Here is a 2,119-nt window from a genome sequence, read left to right as displayed (position 1 = left end):
GGCCGATGGGGGACGCCGCCGTTTCCGGACCGGCCTTCCCGCGCCCCCGGAACGGGTTCCGGGAACCGAACGCCCGCCCGCCGGCGTGTTTCACGCCGTATGCCATACTCATCGCGCTTCGCGCGGCGGACACGGCGGGGGCACATCGGATCCACACCGCGTCCACGGGGGTTCGACCGATTTCCGGGGACGGTGGTGACCGAATCCGTCCGCCCCCGAATCCGTGACCCGCCCCGTGGCGCACCCGGGCGACCGACGCCCGGATCGGCAGCGACGGTTGTGACAGCGAGCACGCGGGGACGCGGGGAATCGGGGGAGAGACCACATGGACGGCATCGTCGTCGTGGCGGCCATCATCGTTGCGCTGGCCGGAGTGGCCGTGGCGGTGGCGGCCCTGCGGGTGGCCCGCAGGCGGACCGCGCCGGCCACCGGGTCCCGCCGGCCGGCCGACCCCTTCGCGCCGGAGGAGGGCGTCGGTGGGGACCCGAGGACCATCGCCGCCGGCGACCTCGTCGAATACCTGGGCGAACGGCTCTTCGTGCGCGGCTCGCTGCGCCTGACCGAGGGGGGCTTCACCTGGTCCGAGCACTTCCTCGACGCCATGGACGGCCCCGACGGCACCCGTCGTTGGCTGTCGGTGGAGGAGGACCCGGACCTCGAGGTCTACATCTGGACCGAGCTGGACGACGAGGAGCCCGGAACGCCCGCGAACCTCACGCCGTCCGCCAAGACGATCACCGTGCAGGGCGTCACCTACCACCGGACCGAGCACGGCATGGCCGACTACCGCTCCGAGGGCACCACCGGCCTGCCCGCCTCCGGCCGCGTCGAGTACGCCGACTACGACGGCCCCGGGGGCCGGTCGCTGGCCTTCGAGCGTTTCGTCGGCGCCGACGGGCGCGGCAGCTGGGAGGCGTCCCTGGGGGAGCGGGTGCCCAACGGCACGCTGACCGTCTACCCGGGTGACGACTCCGCGCTCACCGACGGCGGTTCGGGCCCGGGGGCCCGGCCGTGACCGCGATATCCCTCGCCGTCCCCTACCTCGACACCGCCGCCGAGGACCTGGCCTTCTCGCTGCTCCCCGCACGCCGTCCCGCCCACGCCGTCACCGAGGTCGACCTGGGCGGTGGTCTGACCGCCGAACTGCGCCTGCTCGGCGCCTCCCACCAGGTCTTCGCCGGGCCCGTCGCGGAGACCGTGGCCTGTCCGACCGGGGGCGAACCGGAGGGAGGGACGGAACCCCTGCCGGCCGTCACCCGGCGGCGGATCTCCGGCTGGGGCTACGAGTTCTCCTCCCGGGTGGAGCGGTGCGACGCGGCGGGGTTCCGCCGCCGCGTGGACGAACTGCGGGTCCTGGGCGCCGACGACCGGACCGACACCCTGTGGGCGGTCTTCCCCGGCTCGCCGGACGCGATCACCGCGCTCCTCGCCCGCCCCACCGGGGGCGGCCCGGACCCCCGCCCCGGCTGGGAGACCTGGCACGTCTACCCGCAGCACCGACAGATCGTCACCACCCGGACCCGACTGGAGGCGCCGTGAGCCCCGTCAAACGACTGACCCTCCTGGTGACGGTGCTCCTGGTGGGCGGCCTGCTCGCCGGGTGCGGCTCCGCCTCCGGCAGCGGGAACCCCGTGCCCTCGGCGTGGATCGGACAGACCTACCAGCGGGTCGGCAACGCCTACACCGCGACCGGCACCCCCGAGTCGGTGGCCTCGGCCATCGCCGCCCACACCAAGCCGCGCGACCGGACGACCAACGGCGACCGGAGGTTCCTGCGCTACCGCGACCACATCGTGGCCGTGCAGCCGCGGGCCGGTGGCGGCAGCCGCATCGAGATCGAGACCTACGCCCGCGGCCACCAGCGCTGGGGCACCTACGTCGGTGGCGTGTGGCCCGCCCCCGGTCGTGCCGGGGACGGCTACCGGGGCGGCGGGCCGGGCTCCGGCAAGTAGCCTCGCCGGTCCCGCGCCGGGTGTTCCGGTCATCCCGCTCGCGGGGGACCACCTCGGCGCGTTCCCGCCGCCCCGCCCCGGCGTGCGCCCCCCGCGCACGGTGCTCCTTTCACTCCGCCCCACCGGCCCCGTCCGAACCCGGGGCCCCGGATCCCGGGGTCCCCGCC

Annotated in this window: 3 protein-coding genes; all 3 read left to right on the top strand. The window is 75.5% G+C overall.

What is annotated here, in order from left to right; genetic code table 11:
- Positions 1 to 325: 325 nt before the first annotated feature.
- The 3 genes from FOE67_RS23700 to FOE67_RS23690 are packed head-to-tail and all read left to right on the top strand — an operon-like array spanning position 326 to position 1,952.
- Positions 326 to 1,015, top strand: coding sequence for a DUF4178 domain-containing protein (locus FOE67_RS23700; RefSeq protein WP_182666875.1), 690 nt, complete (start codon positions 326 to 328; stop codon positions 1,013 to 1,015).
- Positions 1,012 to 1,539 carry a DUF2617 family protein gene (locus FOE67_RS23695; RefSeq protein WP_182666874.1) on the top strand — a complete coding sequence of 176 codons (528 nt, stop codon included), beginning with the start codon at positions 1,012 to 1,014 and terminating at the stop codon, positions 1,537 to 1,539. The genes FOE67_RS23700 and FOE67_RS23695 overlap by 4 nt, the downstream gene beginning before the upstream one ends.
- Positions 1,536 to 1,952: a DUF4247 domain-containing protein gene (locus FOE67_RS23690; protein WP_323385376.1), complete on the top strand. Its 417-nt coding sequence runs from the start codon at positions 1,536 to 1,538 to the stop codon at positions 1,950 to 1,952. Before FOE67_RS23695 ends, FOE67_RS23690 begins: the two co-directional genes overlap by 4 nt.
- The last annotated feature ends 167 nt before the right edge of the window (positions 1,953 to 2,119 follow it).

Source organism: Streptomyces calidiresistens (assembly GCF_014141525.1).
Classification (GTDB): domain Bacteria; phylum Actinomycetota; class Actinomycetes; order Streptomycetales; family Streptomycetaceae; genus Streptomyces; species Streptomyces calidiresistens.
The sequence above is the reverse complement of the archived record's forward strand: the minus strand, read 5'-3'. Positions and strand labels throughout refer to the sequence as shown.

Excerpts from the sequence above, each read along its gene's own strand:
- FOE67_RS23700 (WP_182666875.1), top strand. The coding sequence starts at position 326 with ATGGACGGCATCGTCGTCGTGGCGGCCATCATCGTTGCGCTGGCCGGA.